Annotated in this window: 13 protein-coding genes, 2 tRNA genes and 3 rRNA genes; 2 read left to right on the top strand and 16 right to left on the bottom strand. The window is 58.1% G+C overall.

The window, feature by feature from the left end:
- Positions 1 to 17: 17 nt before the first annotated feature.
- The gene (locus OQ248_RS06905) at positions 18 to 1,268 is read right to left on the bottom strand and encodes a hypothetical protein (RefSeq protein ID WP_265812393.1); all 1,251 of its coding nucleotides are present in this window, start codon (positions 1,266 to 1,268) and stop codon (positions 18 to 20) included.
- Positions 1,265 to 2,065, bottom strand: a complete 801-nt coding sequence (locus OQ248_RS06910) for a DapH/DapD/GlmU-related protein (RefSeq protein ID WP_265812394.1) — start codon at positions 2,063 to 2,065, stop codon at positions 1,265 to 1,267. The genes OQ248_RS06905 and OQ248_RS06910 overlap by 4 nt, the downstream gene beginning before the upstream one ends.
- A 739-nt stretch (positions 2,066 to 2,804) precedes the next feature.
- On the opposite strand from OQ248_RS06910, the gene OQ248_RS06915 reads away from it, so the two are divergent.
- Positions 2,805 to 3,149, top strand: coding sequence for a cupin domain-containing protein (locus OQ248_RS06915; protein WP_265812395.1), 345 nt, complete (start codon positions 2,805 to 2,807; stop codon positions 3,147 to 3,149).
- A gap of 76 nt (positions 3,150 to 3,225) precedes the next feature.
- Here OQ248_RS06915 and mmsB read toward each other — a convergent pair whose 3' ends face one another.
- Together mmsB and OQ248_RS06925 are read right to left on the bottom strand one after the other, a co-directional pair.
- Positions 3,226 to 4,113, bottom strand: a complete 888-nt coding sequence (gene mmsB / locus OQ248_RS06920) for a 3-hydroxyisobutyrate dehydrogenase (protein ID WP_085713193.1) — start codon at positions 4,111 to 4,113, stop codon at positions 3,226 to 3,228.
- A 9-nt stretch (positions 4,114 to 4,122) separates the two neighbouring features.
- Positions 4,123 to 5,649, bottom strand: a complete 1,527-nt coding sequence (locus OQ248_RS06925) for a CoA-acylating methylmalonate-semialdehyde dehydrogenase (protein ID WP_011332335.1) — start codon at positions 5,647 to 5,649, stop codon at positions 4,123 to 4,125.
- Between the two features lie 149 nt (positions 5,650 to 5,798).
- On the opposite strand from OQ248_RS06925, the gene OQ248_RS06930 reads away from it, so the two are divergent.
- A complete protein-coding gene (locus OQ248_RS06930) occupies positions 5,799 to 6,746 on the top strand; it encodes a LysR family transcriptional regulator (RefSeq protein ID WP_114881330.1) in 948 nt (315 codons plus the stop codon).
- Here OQ248_RS06930 and OQ248_RS06935 read toward each other — a convergent pair.
- The 12 genes from OQ248_RS06935 to OQ248_RS06990 all read right to left on the bottom strand — a co-directional run bounded on the left by OQ248_RS06935 (position 6,743) and on the right by OQ248_RS06990 (position 25,925).
- A complete protein-coding gene (locus OQ248_RS06935; RefSeq protein ID WP_265812396.1) occupies positions 6,743 to 7,243 on the bottom strand; it encodes an OmpA family protein in 501 nt (166 codons plus the stop codon). The genes OQ248_RS06930 and OQ248_RS06935 overlap by 4 nt on opposite strands.
- Complete coding sequence (locus tag OQ248_RS06940; protein WP_265812397.1) at positions 7,243 to 8,511, bottom strand: diguanylate cyclase; 1,269 nt, start codon at positions 8,509 to 8,511, stop codon at positions 7,243 to 7,245. The genes OQ248_RS06935 and OQ248_RS06940 overlap by 1 nt, the downstream gene beginning before the upstream one ends.
- Positions 8,508 to 9,083, bottom strand: a complete 576-nt coding sequence (locus OQ248_RS06945; RefSeq protein ID WP_265812398.1) for a YfiR family protein — start codon at positions 9,081 to 9,083, stop codon at positions 8,508 to 8,510. Before OQ248_RS06945 ends, OQ248_RS06940 begins: the two co-directional genes overlap by 4 nt.
- Before the next feature lie 119 nt (positions 9,084 to 9,202).
- Positions 9,203 to 11,308, bottom strand: coding sequence for an exodeoxyribonuclease V subunit alpha (recD, locus tag OQ248_RS06950; RefSeq protein WP_265812399.1), 2,106 nt, complete (start codon positions 11,306 to 11,308; stop codon positions 9,203 to 9,205).
- Positions 11,305 to 14,994, bottom strand: a complete 3,690-nt coding sequence (gene recB, locus OQ248_RS06955; RefSeq protein WP_265812400.1) for an exodeoxyribonuclease V subunit beta — start codon at positions 14,992 to 14,994, stop codon at positions 11,305 to 11,307. The genes recD and recB overlap by 4 nt, the downstream gene beginning before the upstream one ends.
- Positions 14,991 to 18,443, bottom strand: coding sequence for an exodeoxyribonuclease V subunit gamma (recC, locus tag OQ248_RS06960; RefSeq protein WP_265812401.1), 3,453 nt, complete (start codon positions 18,441 to 18,443; stop codon positions 14,991 to 14,993). Before recC ends, recB begins: the two co-directional genes overlap by 4 nt.
- 153 nt (positions 18,444 to 18,596) lie before the next feature.
- Positions 18,597 to 18,712, bottom strand: a 5S ribosomal RNA gene (gene rrf / locus OQ248_RS06965).
- Between the two features lie 149 nt (positions 18,713 to 18,861).
- Positions 18,862 to 21,752 (bottom strand): 23S ribosomal RNA (locus tag OQ248_RS06970).
- Between the two features lie 245 nt (positions 21,753 to 21,997).
- Positions 21,998 to 22,073: transfer RNA gene (locus OQ248_RS06975), tRNA-Ala, on the bottom strand.
- A 30-nt stretch (positions 22,074 to 22,103) separates the two neighbouring features.
- Positions 22,104 to 22,180: transfer RNA gene (locus tag OQ248_RS06980), tRNA-Ile, on the bottom strand.
- Positions 22,181 to 22,261: 81 nt separating this feature from the next.
- Positions 22,262 to 23,798: ribosomal RNA gene (locus tag OQ248_RS06985) — 16S ribosomal RNA — on the bottom strand.
- Together the 16S, 23S and 5S rRNA genes with 2 tRNA genes alongside form the textbook arrangement of a ribosomal RNA operon.
- A 633-nt stretch (positions 23,799 to 24,431) precedes the next feature.
- Positions 24,432 to 25,925 (bottom strand): CoA-acylating methylmalonate-semialdehyde dehydrogenase, encoded by a 1,494-nt coding sequence (locus OQ248_RS06990; RefSeq protein WP_085711290.1) that lies wholly within the window; start codon positions 25,923 to 25,925, stop codon positions 24,432 to 24,434.
- Positions 25,926 to 25,945 lie beyond the last annotated feature (20 nt).

The raw sequence follows: 25,945 nt of genomic DNA on the forward strand, positions 1-25,945 counted from the left end.
ATCCCTCTTCCTTGAGGTTAAGCGGCTTTGCTTGCGGTCAGCGACACAACGCTGCCCTGGCACAACTCGATGATGCGCGTCGCGGCGCGGGCGGCACCTTCGCCGTCCGGTGCGGCCACCTGGCGATGAGGCGCGTAGTAGGCCGAAGCGCGGGTGTCCTTCTCCAGTTCGCCTTGAATCAGTTCGACGATGGCGTCGCGATCGTGACCCAGATGCGTCGGGAAACCGAGCAGCTCCAGACGGCGCAGGGCTTCGAGTTCGTGGTATTCGGATTTGGACGGCAGCACGAACAGGGTCGGAATCTGCAGTGCGGCGATTTCCGTCACGGTGATCCAGCCCGGCGCCGAAATCAGCAGACTGGCTTCGCGCAGCAGGCCCATCCAGTCCGGGTAATACGGCACGCAAACCACGCCGTCCTGGGCCTGGATATCCTGACGGCCAAGCAACACCAGCTTCAATTCCGGATTGCGTTCGCGCAGGACCTTGAAGCTGTCGAGGTAGGCGGCGAGCAGCGCATCCTTGTTCTGCGCAAACATCGTGGTGCCGCTGATCGAGGCAACCACGAACGGCGCATCACCGAGGTTCAATTGCTCGCGCACGTTCAAGCCGCTCTGCACATTGATGTCGCGGATCATCGGCCCGACAAAATGAGCCTTACCACTGTTCAGTGCTTCAGCCACCGGCGTGCCCTGATCGAGTGAAGCCACGTACGGCTTGTCGGTCAGCACCAGTTGGCTCTGATTGATCATCCAGTTGAACTGGCTGTGCAACGCGGTGCGGGCCCGGGCCATTTCCAGCGCGTTGACCTCGAACCCGCCGTCGGCCAGGTCGTGATCCTGGAGCTGGCAGAGGGTGAAGTCATAACGCTCGGTCACGAACACCAGCGGCGTGCCACTGAAAATCGCGGCCAGGCAGGCGGCCATGTTGTAGTCCGACACCAGGGCGGTCGGCTTGTACTCGTCGATCAGGGCCAGGTAAGACAGAATCCGCTCGCCAGACAGAAAGGTATTGGCGATATAACCGCCGATGTAATTATTCCAGTCGAGTTCTTTCGACAAGTTGCTCTTTTTCGAGTAATCGACAAGACGACCGGCAATATCCACTACTTCGACGCCGGACTTTTCGAACATCGGCGTGAAGGTCGGCTGCAAAGAAGCCAGTGCCACGGTCAATGGCATGTCCGGACGTTGCTTTTTAATCGCCTGAGCGATCGAAAGCGCGCGCATGTTGTGGCCTGAACCGGTCGGATTGGGGGCAAATAAAATCATTCTTGAATCTCCATTAGTTGAACAACGCCATGAACCACAGTGTTTTCCAATACATCCCTTATCACCACCGAGTACGGTTTTATTACTGCACCGTCACCGATACTCAGTGGACCTACCAAGATGGCGCCCTCGCCAATTACGCAACGACTTCCAATGCGCACAGGTGCCTCCTCCCAGGGCAGTGAGCGGAACGAATGATCATGAGTGGACGCAACAATCGTGACGCCTTCGGCCAGCTCGCTGAAGGCACCGATGGTCACTCCGCCGGCCGCTTCGATAACCACGCCCGGCGCCAGTCGGGCGCCAGTACCCAGTTCGATGCCGCCCAGTTGCGACATGCCGCCCTGGCGGCTGCTGCGCCCGATCAGAATGCAGTCCCGGGCGATGTCCACCGAAGCACCGCCGCGCAATTCGGCATCGATCAAGGCTTCATCGCTGATGTCCCAGGTCGCGGTGTCGGGGTTCAACGCCTTGAGGCGCGGCACCGACTGCGTGGAGCGATCAAGCATCGACGGCAAGCCCTGACGCGCCCGGTCCCGGACTTTGGCCAGCACTGGCGCCGGGCTCGGCAGACCGTCTTCGACGACTGTGCGCTGGGCGATGACCCGCGCCGGGCGGCCGACCACGATGGCATCGGCCGGTACATCCGCCGTCACCAGCGCCCCGGCTGCGATCACCGCTCCCGCACCAATGGAAACCCCGGCGGTCACGGTGGCCTTGGCGCCCAGCCAGACATTTTCGGCAATGTGTACCGGTGCTTGCGCAGTGCCCAGGCAACGTGCGCCAGTGGCAAACATGCTGGACGCGCCAACTGAAGTGAACTGCAGATCACACTTGAATCCGATGAAACAATCATCGGCGACCTGAACGTTTTGCAGGCGGCTGCCAGCACGAATCCAGACATGCCGGCCCAACTCACTCGCGTTATCCACGGTCGTCGAAACTTCAACTACATTTATGTCGTCCACAATAAAGCCTCATTCCATTGATGCCGGGCACATAAAAATTCGATAGGTGTGCGTGTCCCGCAGAAATAATTCCGCCGCAGCACAAATAATAATTAACTGTTTATTTAGGGCTTCCATTCAAAGCACGCACGACATTGCGTCTGCGCAACTTATTAACTGACCGGTTCATTCAATTGTCGTTATTCATTAACAACAGGTAGAAGTTCACGCTTGTACCGAAGGCCAAGTCAGTTTCATGTGAAGAAAAGCCGATTCAAGTCTGTCCGTGACTCTGGTGTAGCTCCATTAGGGTGGGATTGTCCTTTAGTACGAATGTTATAGTACAGACGATTTTGTTTTGCAATAGGTGCCAGAATGGTTATCTCGTTTTGGTCTAAAAATTTATTGAACTTTTATGGTGCGCGCTTGTATTAAAACCGTCATATATGCACAGCATTGGTGCAAATGGCGGTTTTATCGGGTTTTCCCGCTCAGCGCTAACGGGCATCTGGAGGTCGAACCCAGACATTCCGACGGTGCTCACCCACGTTACGGTGGCGGCTCAAACTGCCTTTGACCTGGAGCCGTCATGCCCGCACCCATCACCGTTTTGCGCGACACCCACCCGCTGCCCGTACTCGACGCCTGCAAATGGGAAAAGCTCGAGGGCGACCCGCACACCGTCAACCTCAACGCCTACACCAGCGAAGACGGCAGCAAGATCATGGGCACCTGGATCTGCACGCCGGGCAAGTGGCGTGTGGATTACGTGAAGTGGGAGTACTGCCATTTCCAGGAAGGCTACTGCGTCATCACCCCGGACGGCATGGACCCGATTCATCTGCGTGCCGGGGACATCTTCGTCGTCGAGCCCGGCATGAAAGGCACCTGGGAAGTGGTCGAGACCGTGCGCAAGTATTTCGTGTTCGCCTGATACAAAAAAGCCGGGAAACCACCCGACGTGATTTCCCGGCAATACAGACCTGTGCCGAGCACAGGCCTGACGACATTTACTGCGGCTTGCGATAGCTGTTGATGATCGCCGAGAAGTCCTTGCCACCTTCCCCGCGCTGACTCATCGCCTGATACAACTGCTGCGCCACCGCGCCGAGCACCACCGGCTGATGAGCCTGACGCGCCGCTTCAGTGGCCAGCCCCAGATCCTTGAGCATCAGCTCGGCGCCGAAGCCACCGGTGTAACCACGCGAGGCCGGCGCCGTTTCGACGATGCCCGGCCACGGGTTGTACATCTCAGAACTCCAGCAACGACCGGTCGAGCTGTTGATGATCCCGGCGAGCACACCGGTATCGATCCCCAGCGCATCGCCGAGGGCCATCGCCTCGCTGACGCCGACCATCGAAATGGCAAGCAACAGGTTGTTGCAGATCTTGGCGATCTGCCCGGTGCCGACTTCACCGCAATGCACGATGTTGCGACCCATCTGCGCCAGCACCGGTTGCAGGGTGGCGAACAGTTCCGGGGTGGCGCCGACCATGAAGGTCAATGTACCTGCGGTGGCGCCGCCGGTGCCGCCGGACACCGGTGCATCGGCCATCGCCACGCCTTGCTTGGCAGCGGCGGCTGCCACGTCGCGCGCAGTCTGCGGATCGATGGTGCTGCAATCCACCGCCGGCACACCTTTGCCGATCCCGGCCAGCACACCGTCTTCACCGAGCCAGACGCTGCGTACATGTACGGCGGCCGGCAACATGGTGATCACCAGCTCCGCGTCTTCGGCGGCCTCACGGGCCGAGGCGCGGATGGTGCCGCCCAGTTGCTCGAGTTCCGCCAGCACGGTCTTGTTCAGATCCACCAGATTCAGCGAATGCCCGGCCTTGATCAGGTTGCGCGCCATCGGCGCGCCCATGTTGCCCAGACCGATAAATGCGATTTTCATGACCATTCCTCAGCGCAGGTTGATGGTGGTGTTCACGCCGTCGTTGACGCTGTCGTCATCGAACCAGCGCGCCGTGACCGTTTTGGTCTGGGTGTAGAACTGCACCACTTGCTTGCCGTATGGGCCGAGGTCGCCAAGTTTCGAACCTCGCGAACCGGTGAAGCTGAAGAACGGCACCGGCACCGGAATCGGGATGTTGATGCCGACCTGGCCGACGTCGATTTCGGTCTGGAATTTACGCGCCGCCGCGCCGCTCTGGGTGAACAGGCCGGTGCCGTTGCCGAACGGGTTGGCATTGACCAGCGCAATGGCCTGATCGAGGGTGTCGACTTCCAGCACCACCAGCACCGGGCCGAAGATTTCCTGGGTGTAGATCTGCATGTCAGTGGTCACCCCGGAGAACAGGGTCGGGCCGACGAAGTTGCCTTTCTCGTAGCCCGGCACGCTGATGTCGCGACCGTCCAGCTCGAGTTTCGCGCCTTCCTTGATGCCGCTTTCGATCAGATCGAGAATCCGCGCCTTGGCCTTTTTCGAAATGACCGGGCCGACATCGGTGCCCGGCTCGTTGCCGGCGTTGACCTTGAGTTTCTGCGCCAGCGCTTTCAGATCCGGCAGCCACTGTTTGGCCGCGCCCACCAGCACCACCACCGAAGTGGCCATGCAACGCTGACCGGCCGCACCGAAACCGGCGCCGACCAGGGCATTGAGCGCTTGCTCGCGATTGGCGTCCGGCAGCACCACGGCATGGTTCTTCGCGCCCATCATCGATTGCACACGCTTGCCGTGCTTGCCGGCCAGGTCATAAACGTGGGTGCCGACGGCGGTCGAACCGACGAACGAAACCGCCTTGATGTCCTTGTGGGTGCACAGGCCATCAACTACATCCTTGCCACCGTGCACCACGTTCAATACGCCGGCCGGAATACCGGCTTCGATGGCCAGTTCCACCAGCAGCATGGTTGACAGCGGATCCTGTTCGGACGGTTTGAGCACGAAGGTGTTGCCGCAGGCGATGGCCATCGGGAACATCCACAGCGGAATCATTGCCGGGAAGTTGAACGGCGTGATGCCGGCGCAAACGCCGATCGGCTGGCGCAAGGTATAGGTGTCGACACCGCCGGCCACGTTTTCGGCGAACTCGCCCATTTGCAGGCTGCCGATGGAGCACGCGTGCTCGACCACTTCCAGGCCACGAAAAATATCGCCCTCGGCATCGGCAATGGTCTTGCCCTGCTCGGCGCTCAGTACCACGGCGATACGTTTGGAGTGTTCGCGGATCAGCGCCTGCAGCTTGAGCATGATGCGCATGCGTGCGCCGATCGGGGTGAGCTTCCAGGTCTGGAAGGCGCGCTGGGCGGCGCTGACGGCAGCGTCGACTTCAGCGGCGGTGGCAAACGGGACTTTGGCCAGCACCTGCTGGGTCGCCGGGTTGACGATGTCGTGCCACTCGGTGGTCTGCGACTCGACCCACTCGCCGTCGATCAGCAGCTTGACCTTCTGGATCGTGGTTTCGTTGGGCGTAAGCGATGCGTTCATGCTGGTCTCCAGAAATTGTTTTTATCTTGGGAGCCAAGGCGAAAGGTTCGCCTTGAGATGAGGCGTGTGTCGCGAATTGGTTGTCGGACTGTTTTTGGAGTATAGATGTGCAAACTTCTAATAAGAACGCACATATAAGCCCGTCCATCATGCAAAAAAACATCACATCTTTAGGCTCGCTGAACTGGGACGACCTCAAGTTTTTCCTCGAAGTCGCCCGTACCCGCAAGGCCAGCACCGCGGCCAAACGTCTGGCGGTGGACTACACAACCGTGTCGCGGCGGATCAGTTCGCTGGAAGCGGCTTTGGGCACATTGCTGTTCGAGAAATCCCGCACCAGCGGTTTCGTACTGACCGCCGAAGGCCAGCGTCTGCTGAGCTACGCCGAGTCGATCGAAAGTACGCTGCACATGGCCTGCGAGCAGGTGTCCGGCTCCGGCGTCGCGCTGTCGGGGCATGTGCGGATGGGCTGCACCGAGGGTTTCGGCAGCTTCTTCATCACCCCGCAACTGAGCCACTTCGTCGACGCCTACCCGGCGATCTCAGTGGACATCCTGCCGTTGCCGCACTTCATCAGCCTGTCCAAACGCGAAGCCGACATCGTCATCGCCCTCGAACGCCCGGAGCACGGGCCGTACGTGTGCTGCAAACTCTGCGACTACCGCCTGCAGCTCTACGCGACCCAGGAATACCTCGACAAACACCCACCGATCCGCCGCCCCGCCGACCTGGGCAAGCATCAATTCATCAGTTATGTGGATGACCTGGCGTTCAGCTCGGAGTTGCTGTATCTGGCGAACGTGGTGCCCGGCGCTAGCGCGAATTTGCGCAGCACAAGCGTGATCGCGCAATTCGTGGCGGCGCAGCAGGGGCGTTCGCTGGCAATTCTGCCGTGTTTCCTCGCGGCCCAGGACCCGCGCCTGTTGCCGGTGTTGCCGGAGGAAATCGACATCACCCGGCAGTTCTGGATGTACTGCCGGGAGGATTTGCGCAAGTTGAAGCGGATAACCCTTTTGTGGGATTACATCCGTGAGGTGACCGAGCGCAATCAGGCGCTGTTGATGGGGCAGACCCGGGAGATGCAGTTTGCCGACTAGTCGGCGCTGACCACGATCGACACCCGGCGATTTTCGGTGCGGCCGGCGGCGGTGTCGTTGGAGGCCACCGGTTCGCGGCTGCCAAGGCCTTGCAGCTGGATGTTCTCTTCCTTCATGCCGACCGTAGTCAGCACTTTGCCCACACTTTTTGCCCGGCGCAGAGACAGCTGCTGGTTGTAGGCTTCCTTGCCCGAAGCGTCGGTGTGACCATCCACGCGAACCCGCTCGATACCGACACCGAGCAGGGCCTTACCGATACGCTCGACGATCTCGGTACTTTGCTTGTTCAGGCTTTCGATGTCGCTGCCAAACAGCACTTTGCCCGACAGGCCGAACTCCCAGCCGTCGTCGGTCAGTTCAAAGCCTTGCTGCTTGAGCACGGCAATCTGCGCCGGCGTCAGGCCTTTTTGCGGAGTGGTCTGGCAACCGGTCAGAGCCAGCATGGCGGTCAGTAACAGGGTGGAAATCAGTCGAAAGGACATTGAGAACACGGGCATCAGCTCCTGGTTTGAACGGGATCGACCGGGTGCTCCGACCCGGCCGTGAATTGGGCGCCGCGGGACAGGCGCTTGGCTTGATACATCGCGGCGTCGGCCGCATCGAGCAAGGTGCCGGGCGTGGCGCCATGGTCGGGGTAAACCGCAATGCCGATACTGAGCGAGGTCACCACACTGGTGTCGCCCGGCAGTGCAATCGGGGTGTCCATGCTGGCGAGAATCTTGTCGGCAATTCGCTCGGCGTCTTCGGTCTTGTGCAACGGTGTCAGCAGAACGGCAAACTCATCGCCGCCCAGACGCGCCACCTGATCCTCTTCGCGCAGCTGCGCCCGCACCCGGTTCGCTACCGCCACCAGCACCGCATCGCCGGCCGCATGGCCAAAATTGTCATTGATTTCCTTGAAACGATCACTGTCGAGAAACAGCACCGCCACGCGCTCGTTGAGTTTGTTGGCGCTGCGCAATGCACGAATCAGGCGCCCTTCGAAAAACGCCCGGTTGGGCAGTCCCGTGAGGCTGTCGTGAGTGGCCTGGTGGGCAAGGGTTTCGTTCTCGTTTTGCAGGTGGGTCTGCCACGACTCAAGCTCATCGAGCAAAGCGTTGAAGTCGTTGCCGAGGTTGTGGAGCTCGGCGATTTTCGCCGGAGGTACGCGCCGGTCCAGTGCCCGTTCGCTGCGGGCGGCGTGAGCCACTCCCGCCAGGCTGTGCAGTGGGCCGATGATCCCGCGCAACTGACGGCGCGCCAGAAATAGCGCGACCCAGGCGCTGATCGCCGTGCAGAGAATGATGCCCGCCAGACCGCTCAACAGAAACTGCATCAGGCTGCCGCCGTGACCGATCAACAGGATCCGGCCGATCTCGCGATCCTGGTGCAGGATCGGCAGACTGATCGGCTTTTCCAGCACTATCCGCGTGATCTGCATTTCCAGCCCGGAAAACAAACCGTTTTCCGGGCGCTGCCATCGCGCCAGCAACTGACCCTGGCTGTCCAGCACCTGCGCGTCCGCCACCTCTTCGGTCGAGGCGATCAACGCCAGCGCCTCCGTCGCGGCAGGCTTGTCGTTGAACACCACCGCCGCTTCCACGGTGTAACTGATCGAACGAGCGATCAGGTGCAGGTTGTGATCGGCATAGACCCGCAGCGCCAAAACGCCAAGCAGGGTCAGGGACACACTGGCCATCGCCACGGCAACCAGCGCCACGATCAAATGCCCGCGACCGATGACCGAACCCAGGGTCGGACGCCCTGTGGATTTGTCGCGTCTCATGGAGCCGCCGGCTTGCGGCGCGACAACTGCAGCACGCTCGGATGAATGCGCACGCCGCTGCGGGCGACGGAGTCGAGATTGACCTCGAACGACACCTGCTCATCACCGACCCGCAGGCAGAACAGACTGCCGACCGTGCATTGATCGCCGCCCTCGCTGATGCTCAATACCGGGTGACCGATCAGCGAAGCGAACAATCGGCTGCGCTCATCGGCGGTGAGCTTGCCGATATACACCGCATCGCACTCGCTGACGATGGACGGGTTGTCGGCCAGGAGGCGACGCACCGTGACAGGCCGGCCCGTAGCCTGGGTCGTGCCTTTCAGCAGATCGTCGGTGTATTCGGTGGGACCGACGATGCACAGGCGCAACTGCGCAGGCTCGACCGGCCAACGGGCGTAACTGAGGATGCCAAGGACTACCTGAGTGACGGATTTGGCCCGTTGTTCAGCCATACCGACCGGTGTTTGCGGCTGGGCAGCAACCCCGCCTGTGAGCAAACAGAGCAGAACGGCAAGCAACGCTCGCTTGCTGCCAACTACGCGCTCTGTCGCCCAGACAGCCAGCTTCATGCAGGGATTCTCTTGGATCGTTACGAAATGATGCCGCAACGATAGCACAGCGTTGGAACGCCAGCGATACAGCCCCCTCTGACCGGTCGGTCAGATAACGCCGGCAATCACTGGCAACTTCACCCTCGAAGCGCCGCGCCTTCCTCCAGTTCCAGCATCAAACCGCTCAAGCGCTTGACCTTGCGCTGCACCGCTTCCTCGAATACCCCGGCTCGCGGTTCGATCAAGGTGAACCAGTGTTTGGCTCGGGTAATGCCGGTGTAGATCAGCTCTTTGGTCAATACCGGATTCAGGGCGTCGGGAAGGATCAACGCGGTATGGGCAAATTCCGAGCCTTGCGACTTGTGCACCGTCATGGCGTACACGGTTTCAACATCATTGAGCCGGCTCGGCAACACAAACCGCACTCCACCGCGCCCATCGTTACGCGGAAACGCCACCCGCAGCACCGGTTCGCCGGCGTTCGGCCCATCTCGTTCGGGCAGTTTGAGAGCGATGCCGATATCACCGTTCATCAGCCCCAGGCCATAGTCATTGCGGGTCATCAGGACCGGACGGCCTTCATACCACTGCTGGTCGCTGTCGATCAGCCGCGCCTTGAGCAGTGCTTCGGTGATACGCAGGTTCAGCCCCTCGACACCCCACGGTCCTTTGCGCACGGCGCACAGTAACTGGAACGTATCGAACGCCTGCAAGACTGCTCGCGCCCAATCGAGCCAACCGGGATGCTCAAGAGGTGCACCGGAAGGCGGGCGCTGATTGCGCAAGACGCTCAGGTAATGCCGATAACCGTGAGGGCCCTCGCCATGCCCGTCCAGAACAAGGCGTTCCAGTGCATGGTCATGCTCTCCCTTGAGCGCCAGCGAATAAACGTCGTCACGGCTTCGCGCTGCCAGCAAGTGGCGTGCCTCGTCCGGCCGTTGCTGATTCACCCGGCGCGCAAGCTGGCCGATGCCACTGCCCTCGCCGAAACGCCGCGAGTGACGCAACATCACCACTTGCTGCGCCAGCGGGTGCGTACCGTCCGTGTCTTCGTGCAAACCGGCGTCATGCAAGGACTCCCCGCTCACGGACTCCAGCCACTGACGTGTCTGCGGACTGTACCAACCCGCCTCGGCATCACGGCACAGATCCCCCAGCACCGCACCGGCCTCGACAGAGGCCAGTTGATCCTTGTCGCCCAGCAACACCAGACGAGCATGTGACGGCAACGCATCAAGCAGGTTGGCCATCATTTCCAGATCGATCATGGATGCTTCATCGACCACCAGCACATCCAGTGGCAGGCGGTTGCCCGCGTGATGGCGAAAGTGCCGAGTGCCGGGACGACTGCCGAGCAGGCGGTGAACGGTAGTCACCTCGGAAGGAATCTTCTCCCGAACGGCTTCGGCAACCTCCAGCGATTGCACTTGCTGGCTGATGGACTCGGTCAGCCGCGCTGCCGCTTTACCCGTAGGCGCGGCCAGGCGAATACGCAGCGGCTGGCTGGCTTCGACGGCGGGAGCCTGAAGCAAGGCCAGCAAACGCACGACCGTGGTGGTCTTGCCGGTGCCCGGCCCGCCCGTGACGATGCTGAAGGCACCTCGGGTCGCCAGTGCACAGGCGAGTTTCTGCCAGTCGATCGCACCGGATGTCTTTGCCGACCCGAATAACTCGTCCAGTCGCTGCGACAGATCGCCCGGCGCCGGTTCATGCTCTGCCAAACGTTGGCGCAGTGCCATGTCGATACGTCGTTCATAGGTCCAGTACCGGCGCAGGTACAGGCGCTTACCGGACAGCACCAGAGGGCATTGCCGTGCAGACTCACTCTCGTCGGCAGCCAGCGCCACCAGAGGGCTGCCGGCCAGCACTTTGCACCAGTGCGCGCCGTCAAGGGATTCAAGCAATTTCGATGGCAACAACACACCGGATTGCGCATCACCCTCAGGTGGCAGGGACAAGGCAAAGTCAGGAGCCTTGAGGGTTTCAAACAAATCCAGGCACACATGACCATGACCGAGCTGGTGACTGGTCAAAGCCGCGGCAAGCAGAACCAGCGGGTCGACGTCTGGCACCAACTCATGAAGAAACGTCACGAATGCCTTGTCCAGTGCCCGCAGCCACCCTCGCTCTACCCAGTGGGTCAGTAACTGCAGCAAGTCCTCGGCCTGCATCAGGGGCGTCAGGCGAGCAAGACTATCTGCATCCAGCGCAATCGGCGACAAGTGCGCGAAGGTGCGGCTCATAGCAATTCTCCCTGTTCCCATACCGGCTCGGATTTCGGTTCCGGTTTGCCCTGGAACATCCGGTCCAGACGCTCGATCAGCTCCCGTGGCGGCCGCGCGAAATACACGCCACCGCTGTCTGCCCGGGTACCGCGCAAGAACAGATACAGCGCACCGCCCACATGGCGGTCGTAATCATAATCGGCGAGGCGGGCTTTGAGCTGGCGATGCAGTGCCAGCAGGTACAGCACGTATTGCAGGTCGTAGCGGTTTTCCAGAATCGACTGCTCCATGGCCTGCTCGGTGTAGGCGGCATCATCGACGCCCAGCCAGTTGGATTTGTAGTCCGCCACGTAGTAACGACCATCATGCTCAAAGGTCAGGTCGATGAAGCCTTTGAACATGCCGTTGAGTTGCACGGCCTCGGCGGCCACCCTGGCAACGCCGTTGTGGGTGAACTTGCGCACCTGCTCGTCGAGTCTGATGACATCGACCTTGTGGCTGGCGAACCAGAACTCCATCTCGACCCGATACTGTTTCAGTTGCTCCAGCACGACTGCAGGTCGACCGGCGCCTGCCGGCATCGGCGATTTGAGCAGATGCTGCAACCAGTCGCTGAGAGTCGTGATCCAGCCTTCCCAGCCACGACGATTGCAGCGCCGGGCGATCGCGTCTTCCAGCGACTCGCGCGAAACCGCGAAACCTTCATCACCTGCCCATTCGAGCAGTCCGTGGAGAAACGTCCCCGGATTCGGCCCTCGGGGGAAACGATGAATCTCGGCGCCTCCCGGAATGATCTCGCGGGGGGCATCAGGCTCGAGGCGCTCGTCGTCGAACAGTTTCTGCGCCTGGGGACTGTCCGGTGCTTCATCACTGCCTACGCTCAGCACATCACTGATGCGCAATGCGCTATAGGAGGCGATCCACCAGTTTTCGCTGGCCTTGCGTTTGGGGATCAACGTGGCACTTGGGGTCGCTTCATTGCGTGGTGGCTGGTAGCGCTCGCTGGTTGCCAGTGGCATTTCCACGACGCTCAGCGCTGGGCAATGTTGCTGCAAATCGTCGAGCCAGCGGGTCAGACCGCTGGACTCGCTCAGTGATTCGCCACCACCCAGCAGATAGCCAAATGCTGAAAGATGCAGGACCGAGCTGCTGTTATTGCCGCGTTTAAGGTCCGTCACACCAAGCCAGCACGCATGTTGTGCCCGGGTCAGGGCGACGTAGAGCAAACGCAGATCCTCCGCCAGACGCTCATTGTCGGCCAGGGCAATCAGCTCGGCATCCGGTTTCAGACTGACCTGAGCCTTGCCGGATGCATCGTGGTAATGCAACGGCAGCCGGCTGCCATCCACGGGTTTGGCCGAGCAGATGAAGGGCAGAAACACCAACGGATACTCAAGCCCCTTGGACTTGTGGATCGTCACGACCTTGACCAGTTGCTCGTCGCTTTCAAGGCGCAGGATCTGCTCCTCACCCGCCTGACCGGACAACGCAAGATGCTCGGCCAAGTGCCGGATCAGCGCCTGCTCGCCATCCAGTTCGGAGGCTGCCTGCTGCAACAACTCCGACAGGTGCAACAGGTTAGTCAGCACCCGCTCACCATCACTGCGAGCAATCAGGGTTTGCGGTAGATGAAAGTCATGAAGAAATCGCCGTAACATCGGCAGCACGCCTTGTTTGCGCCAGATCTCACGATAGGCCCGGAACTGCATGACTCGTTCTTCCCAGACCAGTTCATCCTGATTCAGGCGTTCGAGCTCTGCCAACGGCAGATTCAAGGTAATGCAGGCCAGGGCTGCCTTTAGCGAGCGCTCGACATCCGGCTCGGCACAGGCCTTGAGCCAGGCCAGCAGGTCATGGGCCTCCTGGGCCGCGAAGACTGAATCCTTGTCCGACAGATAGACGCTGCGCACCCCACGGGCGGCAAGCTCACCGCGTATTGCTTGAGCCTCCTTGCCATCGCGCACCAGAATTGCGATGTCCGCCGGCTGCAGCCCTCGAAAATCCTTGCCGTCCTGCGCGAAACCCGCGCTACCGGCTTGTCCGCCATTGAGCAAGGCAGTGATTTCACTGGCGCAGGCCGCCGCCAGCTGCTGGCGGTAGACCGCACCGGAGACTGGCTGCTCGGTAGATAAACGCCAGATGTTCAGCGCCGGAACGTCTTGCCCGGAAATCTGTAAATACTCCTTGCGCCCCTGAGCATCTACGGGCTGAAACGGCACCGGGTTGTCACCGCCTTTCTCTCGAAACAGAAACGCACCGCGTCCCTGTTCACGGGACTCGGCGCGCTCGAACACCTGGTTTACTGCGCGGACCATCCCATGGCTCGAGCGGAAGTTCGTACCCAGCGTATGCAGTCGCCCTGCGGTGGCTATTCGCGCGCGCAGGTAGGTGTAGATGTCCGCGCCACGAAAGGCATAGATCGCCTGCTTCGGATCACCGATCAGAAACAGCCCGGTCTCGGGGATGTTTTCCTCAATGCGATAGATGTTCTCGAAGATCCGGTACTGCACCGGATCCGTGTCCTGGAATTCATCAATCAAAGCGACCGGAAACTGCTCACGGATAAGCGTGGCGAGGCGCTCGCCGCCTTCGGATCGCAACGCGGCGTCAAGGCGCAACAGCATGTCATCGAAGCCCATTTCGGCACGTCTGCGCTTCTCGTCCTCAAAGCGCGCACCTACCCATTTGGCGGCGTGCTGCAACACAGCAGCGTCAGGCGTCGGCAGCCCGTCGAGACTCGACTTGAGCCTCGACATCGCGTCCAGTCCCGGATGACTCGGGGGCTCGCCTTTCCAGGCTTCGGCCATGCCGTCCGGCGTCAGCCGGGTAAATCCGGTACCGATATCCAGTTGTTCCAGTGACTCATCTTCCGCCCAGGCGTTGAGCTTCTCGAACCAGGGCTCGAAGTAGCGGGCTTGCATCTTGCGCCCGTCGACCGTCTTGCTGGCGACGCCCTGATGACAAATGGCGAGCAACTCATCCGCCCACTGCTGCCAGGGCTTTTTCAATTCAACCAATGCTGAGCGACGCTCCTGCAGGCACTCGTCGATCAGATCGGCCGGAGATCTGTCTTCCTTGCCGTCACGTTCAGTGCCGAAGAGAGCACGTACACGAGGCAACAGGGCGGCCGGACCTCCCCAGTTAGTACGAACCCAATTCAGGGCATCTCCCTGCATCGGATAGCAGAACAGGCGCCAGTAATCGCGGAGCACTTCGCCGAGCAGATCGCTGTGATCGGTTTCCAGAGTCTGGGTAAACAGGCTGCCGCTGTCGAACGCATGTTCGCGCAGCATTCGCTGACACCAGCTGTGGATCGTCGAGACCGCCGCCTCGTCCATCCATTGCGCGGCGATGTCCAGGCGGTTAGCACAACCGGGCCATTGTTGAGGCTCGAACTGCGCGCGCAGCTCATCGATCAACGTATCAGGAGGCGGCGTCTCATCACGGAAGAAGCGTGCGGCCTCTGCCAGACGTGTGCGGATGCGCTCGCGCAACTCCTTGGTTGCCGCATCGGTGAAGGTCACTACTAGAATCTGCGGTGGCAGCAGCTCGCGACCGAAGCCACTCGCTTCGCCTCCATGACCAAGGATCAGGCGCAGATACAACGCGGAGATGGTGAACGTCTTGCCAGTACCCGCGCTGGCCTCGATCAGTTGACTGCCCTTCAATGGAAACGCCAGGGCAAGTGGCTGCTGTGTACTCATGAACGTACCCCCTCGCTGGCCAATGATTGCCAGGGGGCTTCGAGCACCGGGCGGTATAGAGCGTTACACCAATCGGGGAATGTCTCCTCGGCCAGCAACGCATCGTAATCCGGGAACTGCCGCGCCAATGCGGGGCTTTCGCGTCTCTCGCCTTCGCTGGTCTGACCATCACCTTCATAGGCTTTGCGTGCAGCGGCTTCGGCCTTCAGCGGGTCGCTCTGGCCCAGCCATGCAAAAGCAGTTTTCACCGCAACCGGAAGTGGCTGGCGCATTCCTGCTTGCCAGGCGAGCAGCAGGTCTTCGAGTACCCGCCACGCCCGATCCTGTTCCATCGGTTCAAGCAAGAGAGTGTCATCACTGGCGACCAGTGCTGTGGTCAAGGAAAGCCCACTCGCACAAGCGACCAGATGATCGACCCACGGTTTGATCAGACGGTGCCATTTGCGGCTTTTGATCGAGCCGATACTGTTGGGAATCGTCGTCACCGACAGCACACCGCCATCGTCGCGTTGATGCAAACCTCCAAGCCATCCTTCCAGACGTAATCCCTGCCATTCAAGATTGATCGGGAGCGCACTGGTCAGCGGAGTAGGCCAAAGCGTCAGCAGTTGTTGATAGCGGTGCAGCAAGTCGGGAAGCGGTTCGATCAGCTCTCGTTGCAGGCACTCTCCGAATCCCGCCATGGGCAGCAGCCCGCTGTTTTGCAGGCGCCTAGCCTGAGCCTCAAGCGCCTGTTCAACGCTCTCCGGATACCTCAAGGCCGCGTCGAGCAAGCTGCTGCTGAGGGTGTATCGCTGCAAGGCATCCAGCACAAAGGGCTCTTCATCGGCTTGAGGTACTTGTGCCGCTTCGAAGTAAACCTTCAAGCGTTGAGTGAAAAAGTGCCGAACCGGGTTACGCAGAAAATCCTGCAGCAGCGCAAGGCCGAGCGGCTCATCCTGGACATGGGGTTCAAGCATTCCTTTCACTTCATCAGGCTCATGACGTTGATGCAGCACCTGCCATTCATTGGCATAGCTGAACAGCTCATCACCTTCATGGAAGTAACGTGAACTGAATGGCTGCAACGGGTGTTCCTGGGTCATGGCATGCAACAAATCCGCACGTTCATCAGTTGTTCGCCAACCATTGGCGAGATGATCGCGCAACTGACCGATCAGCACCGAGGGTGGCCGTTCACTGTTGTCACGAATGCTGCGTCCAACCCAACTGATGTAGAGCTCATGGCGAGCAGACAGCAATGCTTCGAGCAACAGATAGCGATCATCTTCACGGCGGGAGCGATCTCCCGGCCGGTAATCGCTGCCCATCAGGTCGAAGTCCAGCGGTGGTTGTGCCCGGGGATAATCGCCATCGTTCATGCCCAGAAGGCAAACCAGCTTGAAGGGAATTGCCCGCATCGGCATCAAGGTACAAAAATTCACCGCACCGGCCAGAAACCGTTGAGACAAGCGCCCTTGATCCAGCCCGGCCAGCCAGGCCTCGCGAACAACGGTCAGCGGCAACTCATCTTCCAGTCCGACAGATTCACAGGTCTCCAGCCATGTTTCGCGCAGATCCTCAAGTTGAGTCAGCAAGTATTCGTCATGCTCATTGCTCGCTTTGAAAAACAACTGCATCAGTACCTGTAGCCGACTCCCCCACTCTTGAGGTTTCGCAGGCTTCAGCAATTGCTGGTGCGAGTACTCCAAGGCATCCAGCAAGGCGGACAACGGACCGATCAGCGCGGCATCGAGGCCGCCAATTTCGTCGTATGGCTCAATGCCCGCGCAGGCACTGGAATCACCAACCGCATATCCGAGGAGCATCCGCTTCAGTCCGAATCGCCAGCTGTTCTGCTCCAGTTCATTTGGCAATCCCAGTCCGGCACGTTGTTCAGCGTCCATCCCCCAACGCACCCCGGCGCCTTCGATCCAGCGATGCAGTGTCGGCAAGTCCCGCTCCTCCACCCCGAACCGTACACGTAACGCCGGCACATCGAGCAAGTCGAGTATTTCACTGACGGGGAAACGACTGTCGGGCAGTTTGAGCAGATGTTCGACGGCAATCAGCAATGGGTCGCGACCGCGTTGCCCCTGGTCGGCCAGCGTGAAAGGAATGAACCGTGGATCATGACGATCCAGCTGTCCGAACACTGCACGGACGTGCGGCGCATAACTGTCGATGTCGGGCACCATCACGATTACATCACGGGGGCGCAGTTCGGGATTGGCGCTGAATCGAGCCAGGAGCTGATCGTGGAGAATCTCGACTTCACGTTGTGCACTATGTGCAATGTGGAATCGAATTGACTGGTCTTGCTTGAGGTCGACATCGGGCCAGAGCTCACGTGTTTCGCTGAGCGGGCGCAGTTCTAGAATGTCATCCTGCAGTTGATTGAGCATGTTTTGCGGGACTGATTCGCTGAACAGATCGATACGACCATTGCGAAATGCCGCGCGATAGCTGCCGGGGTCGTCATAGCTGTCGAGCAGATTGATGTAGTCACGACCTTGCTTGCCCCAGGCGGCAAGCAGCGGATGGGCGTGTTGATGCAGTGACTCTGGATCCAGCACTGCGGGCATGCCGCTCTTGCGAGCCTGACGCTTGTATTGATGACGCAACAGATCCTTGTCGGCAACGATATCGGCCCAATGATAACGGCAAGGATTGTGTACGCAGAGCAGGACCTGGCTGAAACGGGCCAGCCCAGCCAATGCTTCGAGTACTTGTGCAGGCAGTGAGGAAATTCCGAAAACGATTACCCGTGACGGCAAGCCTGTCGGTGTTTTTTCAAGGTTGTTGATGCACTCGATGAATCGCTGGTGCACGCCAGCCCGACTTTGAGCCATGCCTTGCTCACCGACATCTTCAAGCAATGCACGCCATAGCTCTGCCTGCCAGCAACTGGTGCTGGGCAGCGGTTTCACCTCCCCCCTGACATTTCGTAGCTGATGACGCCCCTCGGCCCAATCCTCGAGCCAGTCGGCACGGTACACCTGATACTGATCGAACAGATCCGCCAGTCGCTCGGACAACTGGTAGCGCTTGCGCAAGTCGGTGTCATGGGTCAGGAAACGTTGCAGGGGTTCGAAATGCGGCAGGTCGATGACCTGCGGTAACAGGCGCATCAGCCTCCAGGTCAGAGGGGCCTTGTCGAGCAGGGACTTGGCCGGGATCTCATCTGGCCCAAGAACCATGCGGTAAAGCTGCCACATGAAACTACCCGGCAACTGCACATCAATTGCCGCAGCAATACCGCAGCCACCCAAGTCATCCTCTTCAGGATCCTCAGCCAGTGCCAGCTTGAGCCATTGGGCGATACCGTTGCTCTGCACGAGCGCAATTTCGTTCTCCAAGGGAGCCAGCGGATAACGCCGCATGATGCTGATCACAAGGCTGCGCAGCTCGTCCAGGCTGTTGCTCTGAACCACCATGAATGCAGCGTTGAGGGACTGTGTGTCCGGCATAAGGCTTCCTTGGAAAAATACAAAAGCTAGGGCTGAACCTTAGCATTCTCGACTGGCGAGGGCAGCCGTAAGGCGTCCGAGAATGCTGTACGAACTTTCCTGCGGACAAAACAAAACCCCAACTGCTTTCGCAATTGGGGTTTCGGAATTTAATCTTGACGATGACCTACTCTCACATGGGGAAACCCCACACTACCATCGGCGATGCATCGTTTCACTTCTGAGTTCGGGATGGGATCAGGTGGTTCCAACGCTCTATGGTCGTCAAGAAATTCGGGTACTGACTCGTGACCGGATGGCCTCGCTTCAGCAAATTGGGTATGGGATAGTTTTCGGTGTTTTGTGAACTCGAACTTTCGGTTCTTGCGTCTTCACACACCGCAATCTGGCCTTTCGACTCAAATTGCTTGGGTGTTATATGGTCAAGCCTCACGGGCAATTAGTATTGGTTAGCTCAACGCCTCACAGCGCTTACACACCCAACCTATCAACGTCGTAGTCTTCGACGGCCCTTCAGGGAACTCAAGGTTCCAGTGAGATCTCATCTTGAGGCAAGTTTCCCGCTTAGATGCTTTCAGCGGTTATCTTTTCCGAACATAGCTACCCGGCAATGCCACTGGCGTGACAACCGGAACACCAGAGGTTCGTCCACTCCGGTCCTCTCGTACTAGGAGCAGCCCCTCTCAAATCTCAAACGTCCACGGCAGATAGGGACCGAACTGTCTCACGACGTTCTAAACCCAGCTCGCGTACCACTTTAAATGGCGAACAGCCATACCCTTGGGACCGGCTTCAGCCCCAGGATGTGATGAGCCGACATCGAGGTGCCAAACACCGCCGTCGATATGAACTCTTGGGCGGTATCAGCCTGTTATCCCCGGAGTACCTTTTATCCGTTGAGCGATGGCCCTTCCATACAGAACCACCGGATCACTAAGACCTACTTTCGTACCTGCTCGACGTGTCTGTCTCGCAGTCAAGCGCGCTTTTGCCTTTATACTCTACGACCGATTTCCGACCGGTCTGAGCGCACCTTCGTACTCCTCCGTTACTCTTTAGGAGGAGACCGCCCCAGTCAAACTACCCACCATACACTGTCCTCGATCCGGATAACGGACCTGAGTTAGAACCTCAAAGTTGCCAGGGTGGTATTTCAAGGATGGCTCCACGCGAACTGGCGTCCACGCTTCAAAGCCTCCCACCTATCCTACACAAGCAAATTCAAAGTCCAGTGCAAAGCTATAGTAAAGGTTCACGGGGTCTTTCCGTCTAGCCGCGGATACACTGCATCTTCACAGCGATTTCAATTTCACTGAGTCTCGGGTGGAGACAGCGCCGCCATCGTTACGCCATTCGTGCAGGTCGGAACTTACCCGACAAGGAATTTCGCTACCTTAGGACCGTTATAGTTACGGCCGCCGTTTACCGGGGCTTCGATCAAGAGCTTCGCGTTAGCTAACCCCATCAATTAACCTTCCGGCACCGGGCAGGCGTCACACCCTATACGTCCACTTTCGTGTTTGCAGAGTGCTGTGTTTTTAATAAACAGTCGCAGCGGCCTGGTATCTTCGACCGGCATGGGCTTACGGAGCAAGTCCTTCACCCTCACCGGCGCACCTTCTCCCGAAGTTACGGTGCCATTTTGCCTAGTTCCTTCACCCGAGTTCTCTCAAGCGCCTTGGTATTCTCTACCCAACCACCTGTGTCGGTTTGGGGTACGGTTCCTGGTTATCTGAAGCTTAGAAGCTTTTCTTGGAAGCATGGCATCAACCACTTCGTCGCCTAAAGGCAACTCGTCATCAGCTCTCGGCCTTAAGATCCCGGATTTACCTAAGATCTCAGCCTACCACCTTAAACTTGGACAACCAACGCCAAGCTGGCCTAGCCTTCTCCGTCCCTCCATCGCAATAACCAGAAGTACAGGAATATTAACCTGTTTTCCATCGACTACGCTTTTCAGCCTCGCCTTAGGGACCGACTAACCCTGCGTCGATTAACGTTGCGCAGGAAACCTTGGTCTTTCGGCGTGGGTGTTTTTCACACCCATTGTCGTTACTCATGTCAGCATTCGCACTTCTGATACCTCCAGCAAGCTTCTCAACTCACCTTCACAGGCTTACAGAACGCTCCTCTACCGCATCACTTACGTGATACCCGTAGCTTCGGTGTATGGTTTGAGCCCCGTTACATCTTCCGCGCAGGCCGACTCGACTAGTGAGCTATTACGCTTTCTTTAAAGGGTGGCTGCTTCTAAGCCAACCTCCTAGCTGTCTAAGCCTTCCCACATCGTTTCCCACTTAACCATAACTTTGGGACCTTAGCTGACGGTCTGGGTTGTTTCCCTTTTCACGACGGACGTTAGCACCCGCCGTGTGTCTCCCATGCTCGGCACTTGTAGGTATTCGGAGTTTGCATCGGTTTGGTAAGTCGGGATGACCCCCTAGCCGAAACAGTGCTCTACCCCCTACAGTGATACATGAGGCGCTACCTAAATAGCTTTCGAGGAGAACCAGCTATCTCCGAGCTTGATTAGCCTTTCACTCCGATCCACAGGTCATCCGCTAACTTTTCAACGGTAGTCGGTTCGGTCCTCCAGTCAGTGTTACCTAACCTTCAACCTGCCCATGGATAGATCGCCCGGTTTCGGGTCTATTCCCAGCGACTAGACGCCCTATTAAGACTCGCTTTCGCTACGCCTCCCCTATTCGGTTAAGCTCGCCACTGAAAATAAGTCGCTGACCCATTATACAAAAGGTACGCAGTCACAGAACAAAGTCTGCTCCCACTGCTTGTACGCATACGGTTTCAGGATCTATTTCACTCCCCTCTCCGGGGTTCTTTTCGCCTTTCCCTCACGGTACTAGTTCACTATCGGTCAGTCAGTAGTATTTAGCCTTGGAGGATGGTCCCCCCATATTCAGACAAAGTTTCTCGTGCTCCGTCCTACTCGATTTCATGACTAAGAGATTTTCGCGTACAGGGCTATCACCCACTATGGCCGCACTTTCCAGAGCGTTCCGCTAATCTCAAAGCCACTTAAGGGCTAGTCCCCGTTCGCTCGCCACTACTAAGGGAATCTCGGTTGATTTCTTTTCCTCAGGGTACTTAGATGTTTCAGTTCCCCTGGTTCGCCTCTTGCACCTATGTATTCAGTGCAAGATAACCATCTTGTGATGGCTGGGTTCCCCCATTCAGACATCTCCGGATCAAAGTCTGTTTGCCGACTCCCCGAAGCTTTTCGCAGGCTACCACGTCTTTCATCGCCTCTGACTGCCAAGGCATCCACCGTATGCGCTTCTTCACTTGACCATATAACCCCAAGCAATCTGGTTATACTGTGAAGACGACATTCGCCGAAAATTCGAATTTCTCAACTAAGAGAACTCACAAATTTTACCTTAGCCTGATCCGTTACCAGTGAAAGTAACGTTCAGTCTATCTTTCTATCACATACCCAAATTTTTAAAGAACGAACTAGTCAAAGACTAGAAATCAACATTCACCATCAAATCGATGGAATGCTCATTTCTAAGCTCTTACTTCAGAAGCAGTAGTGGTGGAGCCAAGCGGGATCGAACCGCTGACCTCCTGCGTGCAAGGCAGGCGCTCTCCCAGCTGAGCTATGGCCCCGTATTTCTACAGGCGTTTCCCACACAAAATTGGTGGGTCTGGGCAGATTCGAACTGCCGACCTCACCCTTATCAGGGGTGCGCTCTAACCAACTGAGCTACAGACCCAATTTCGGGCTGCTTCTTTCGTCTTCTTCAATGAATCAAGCAATTCGTGTGGGAACTTATGGAGCAGCTGATGTCGTCGATTAAGGAGGTGATCCAGCCGCAGGTTCCCCTACGGCTACCTTGTTACGACTTCACCCCAGTCATGAATCACACCGTGGTAACCGTCCTCCCGAAGGTTAGACTAGCTACTTCTGGTGCAACCCACTCCCATGGTGTGACGGGCGGTGTGTACAAGGCCCGGGAACGTATTCACCGCGACATTCTGATTCGCGATTACTAGCGATTCCGACTTCACGCAGTCGAGTTGCAGACTGCGATCCGGACTACGATCGGTTTTATGGGATTAGCTCCACCTCGCGGCTTGGCAACCCTTTGTACCGACCATTGTAGCACGTGTGTAGCCCAGGCCGTAAGGGCCATGATGACTTGACGTCATCCCCACCTTCCTCCGGTTTGTCACCGGCAGTCTCCTTAGAGTGCCCACCATAACGTGCTGGTAACTAAGGACAAGGGTTGCGCTCGTTACGGGACTTAACCCAACATCTCACGACACGAGCTGACGACAGCCATGCAGCACCTGTCTCAATGTTCCCGAAGGCACCAATCCATCTCTGGAAAGTTCATTGGATGTCAAGGCCTGGTAAGGTTCTTCGCGTTGCTTCGAATTAAACCACATGCTCCACCGCTTGTGCGGGCCCCCGTCAATTCATTTGAGTTTTAACCTTGCGGCCGTACTCCCCAGGCGGTCAACTTAATGCGTTAGCTGCGCCACTAAGAGCTCAAGGCTCCCAACGGCTAGTTGACATCGTTTACGGCGTGGACTACCAGGGTATCTAATCCTGTTTGCTCCCCACGCTTTCGCACCTCAGTGTCAGTATCAGTCCAGGTGGTCGCCTTCGCCACTGGTGTTCCTTCCTATATCTACGCATTTCACCGCTACACAGGAAATTCCACCACCCTCTACCATACTCTAGCTCGCCAGTTTTGGATGCAGTTCCCAGGTTGAGCCCGGGGATTTCACATCCAACTTAACGAACCACCTACGCGCGCTTTACGCCCAGTAATTCCGATTAACGCTTGCACCCTCTGTATTACCGCGGCTGCTGGCACAGAGTTAGCCGGTGCTTATTCTGTCGGTAACGTCAAAATTGCAGAGTATTAATCTACAACCCTTCCTCCCAACTTAAAGTGCTTTACAATCCGAAGACCTTCTTCACACACGCGGCATGGCTGGATCAGGCTTTCGCCCATTGTCCAATATTCCCCACTGCTGCCTCCCGTAGGAGTCTGGACCGTGTCTCAGTTCCAGTGTGACTGATCATCCTCTCAGACCAGTTACGGATCGTCGCCTTGGTGAGCCATTACCTCACCAACTAGCTAATCCGACCTAGGCTCATCTGATAGCGCAAGGCCCGAAGGTCCCCTGCTTTCTCCCGTAGGACGTATGCGGTATTAGCGTTCCTTTCGAAACGTTGTCCCCCACTACCAGGCAGATTCCTAGGCATTACTCACCCGTCCGCCGCTGAATCCAGGAGCAAGCTCCCTTCATCCGCTCGACTTGCATGTGTTAGGCCTGCCGCCAGCGTTCAATCTGAGCCATGATCAAACTCTTCAGTTCAAACATCTTTGGGTTTTTAAGAAACCCTAAACTTGGCTCAGCAATCGTTGGTTACATCTTTGATTTCTCGCGGAGTAACTTGTGATGCTGATAATCTTGTTGACTATCAGTCTGACTCCACAAGCACCCACACGAATTGCTTGATTCAGTTGTTAAAGAGCGGTTGGTCAAGATCTTTCGTCTCAACCGAGGCGCGCATTCTACAGCAGCCTCATTTGCTGTCAAGTGATTATTTTCAGAAGTTTTCGAAGATTTCTTCAACAACTTCAACCACTTGCGCTTCCGATCTCTCGTTAGCGGGAGGCGAATTCTACAGCGTTACACGCTGCTGTCAACACCTCTTTTTCTCCACTTTCGATCGAGAAGACCGAACCGTTGAAAGCACCAGAAGAACCGGCATTTCCAACTCCTTCCAGGCTTCGATGATCTGAAGCAACTCGCTATCGAAACCTACATAACTCATTGAATATCAAGGAGTTTTCCGTTTCGACTGCGCCGGAAGTGGGGCGAATTATAGAGACTCAGAATCTGCCGTCAACCCCTATTTTCATAAATCTGTCACATCGGTCAAAAAAGCCCGAAAACAAGAAGGCCGACCTTAAAAGGTCGGCCTTCTGTGCACAGCCCTTCTACTTACAAGCTAGGGAATGCGAATTGCGAGGCTTCATGACTCGCACGCTGCGGCCAGCGCTGGGTGATCGCCTTGCGACGGGTGTAGAAGCGCACACCATCCGGACCATAGGCATGCAGGTCACCGAACAGCGAACGCTTCCAGCCGCCGAAGCTGTGGTAAGCCACAGGCACCGGCAGCGGCACGTTGACACCGACCATGCCGACTTCGATCTCGTCGCAGAACAGACGCGCCGCTTCACCGTCACGAGTGAAGATGCAGGTGCCGTTGCCGTATTCGTGATCGTTGATCAGTTGCATTGCCTCTTCCAGGCTATTCACCCGGACGATGCAGAGTACCGGCCCGAAGATCTCTTCTTTATAGATGCGCATCTCAGGGGTGACGTTGTCGAACAGACAGCCACCGAGGAAGAAGCCTTCTTCGTGACCGGCAACACTCAGACCACGACCATCGACCACCAGGGTCGCGCCCGCCGCCACGCCGTCTTCAACATAACCGCTGACCTTGTCGCGCGCCTGACCGGTGACCAGCGGCCCCATGTCCAGACCGCAAGAAGTGCCGGCACCGATTTTCAAAGCCTTGATCTGTGGAACCAGTTTGGCCACCAGTGCATCGGCTACCTGGTCACCCACACACACCGCTACCGAAATCGCCATGCAGCGCTCGCCGCAGGAACCGTAAGCCGCGCCCATCAGTGCACTGACCGCATTGTCCAGATCCGCATCCGGCATCAGCACCGCGTGGTTCTTCGCGCCGCCCAGTGCCTGAACGCGTTTGCCGCGCTTGGTGCCTTCGGCATAGATGTATTCGGCAATCGGCGTCGAGCCCACGAAGCTCAGCGCTTTGACTTCCGGTGCTTCGATCAGCGCGTCCACCGCAGTCTTGTCACCGTGCACCACGCTCAGCACGCCTTTCGGCAGGCCGGCTTCCAGCAGCAGTTGAGCGATCAGCAGGGTCGAGCTCGGATCACGCTCGGACGGCTTGAGAATGAAGCAGTTGCCGCAGACGATCGCCAGCGGATACATCCACAGCGGCACCATGGCCGGGAAGTTGAACGGGGTAATCCCGGCCACTACGCCCAGCGGCTGGAAGTCCGACCAGGCATCGATGTTCGGGCCGACATTGCGGCTGTACTCGCCCTTGAGGATTTCCGGCGCTGCGCAGGCGAACTCGACGTTCTCGATACCGCGCTTCAGTTCACCGGCAGCGTCTTCCAAGGTCTTGCCGTGTTCTTCACTGATCAATTGCGAGATGCGTGCTTCGTTCTGCTCCAGCAGTTGCTTGAAGCGGAACATCACCTGGGCACGTTTGGCCGGTGGAGTGTTGCGCCAGGCCGGGAACGCAGCCTTGGCGGCATCGATGGCTTTCTGGATGGTTTCCTGGCTGGCCAGCGGCAGCTTGTGGATCGCCTGACCGGTGGACGGGTTGAACACATCAACCGCGCGACCGTTCTCGGTCACCAGTTCGCCATTGATCAAATGCGGGATAACGCTCATCGAAAACTCCTGAATTCTTG

The sequence above is a fragment of the Pseudomonas sp. COW5 genome, assembly GCF_026240005.1.
In the GTDB taxonomy this organism is placed as follows: domain Bacteria; phylum Pseudomonadota; class Gammaproteobacteria; order Pseudomonadales; family Pseudomonadaceae; genus Aquipseudomonas; species Aquipseudomonas kribbensis.

What these genes read in the sequence shown, in the direction of transcription:
- OQ248_RS06930 (WP_114881330.1), top strand. Translation starts at nt 5,799, where the DNA reads ATGCAAAAAAACATCACATCTTTAGGCTCGCTGAACTGGGACGACCTC.
- OQ248_RS06945 (WP_265812398.1), bottom strand. Translation starts at nt 9,083, where the DNA reads ATGAAGCTGGCTGTCTGGGCGACAGAGCGCGTAGTTGGCAGCAAGCGA.
- OQ248_RS06910 (WP_265812394.1), bottom strand. Translation starts at nt 2,065, where the DNA reads ATGTTTGCCACTGGCGCACGTTGCCTGGGCACTGCGCAAGCACCGGTA.
- recC (WP_265812401.1), bottom strand. Translation starts at nt 18,443, where the DNA reads ATGCCGGACACACAGTCCCTCAACGCTGCATTCATGGTGGTTCAGAGC.
- OQ248_RS06915 (WP_265812395.1), top strand. Translation starts at nt 2,805, where the DNA reads ATGCCCGCACCCATCACCGTTTTGCGCGACACCCACCCGCTGCCCGTA.
- OQ248_RS06925 (WP_011332335.1), bottom strand. Translation starts at nt 5,649, where the DNA reads ATGAACGCATCGCTTACGCCCAACGAAACCACGATCCAGAAGGTCAAG.
- OQ248_RS06905 (WP_265812393.1), bottom strand. Translation starts at nt 1,268, where the DNA reads ATGATTTTATTTGCCCCCAATCCGACCGGTTCAGGCCACAACATGCGC.
- recD (WP_265812399.1), bottom strand. Translation starts at nt 11,308, where the DNA reads ATGAGCCGCACCTTCGCGCACTTGTCGCCGATTGCGCTGGATGCAGAT.
- OQ248_RS06990 (WP_085711290.1), bottom strand. Translation starts at nt 25,925, where the DNA reads ATGAGCGTTATCCCGCATTTGATCAATGGCGAACTGGTGACCGAGAAC.
- OQ248_RS06935 (WP_265812396.1), bottom strand. Translation starts at nt 7,243, where the DNA reads ATGCCCGTGTTCTCAATGTCCTTTCGACTGATTTCCACCCTGTTACTG.
- recB (WP_265812400.1), bottom strand. Translation starts at nt 14,994, where the DNA reads ATGAGTACACAGCAGCCACTTGCCCTGGCGTTTCCATTGAAGGGCAGT.
- mmsB (WP_085713193.1), bottom strand. Translation starts at nt 4,113, where the DNA reads ATGAAAATCGCATTTATCGGTCTGGGCAACATGGGCGCGCCGATGGCG.
- OQ248_RS06940 (WP_265812397.1), bottom strand. Translation starts at nt 8,511, where the DNA reads ATGAGACGCGACAAATCCACAGGGCGTCCGACCCTGGGTTCGGTCATC.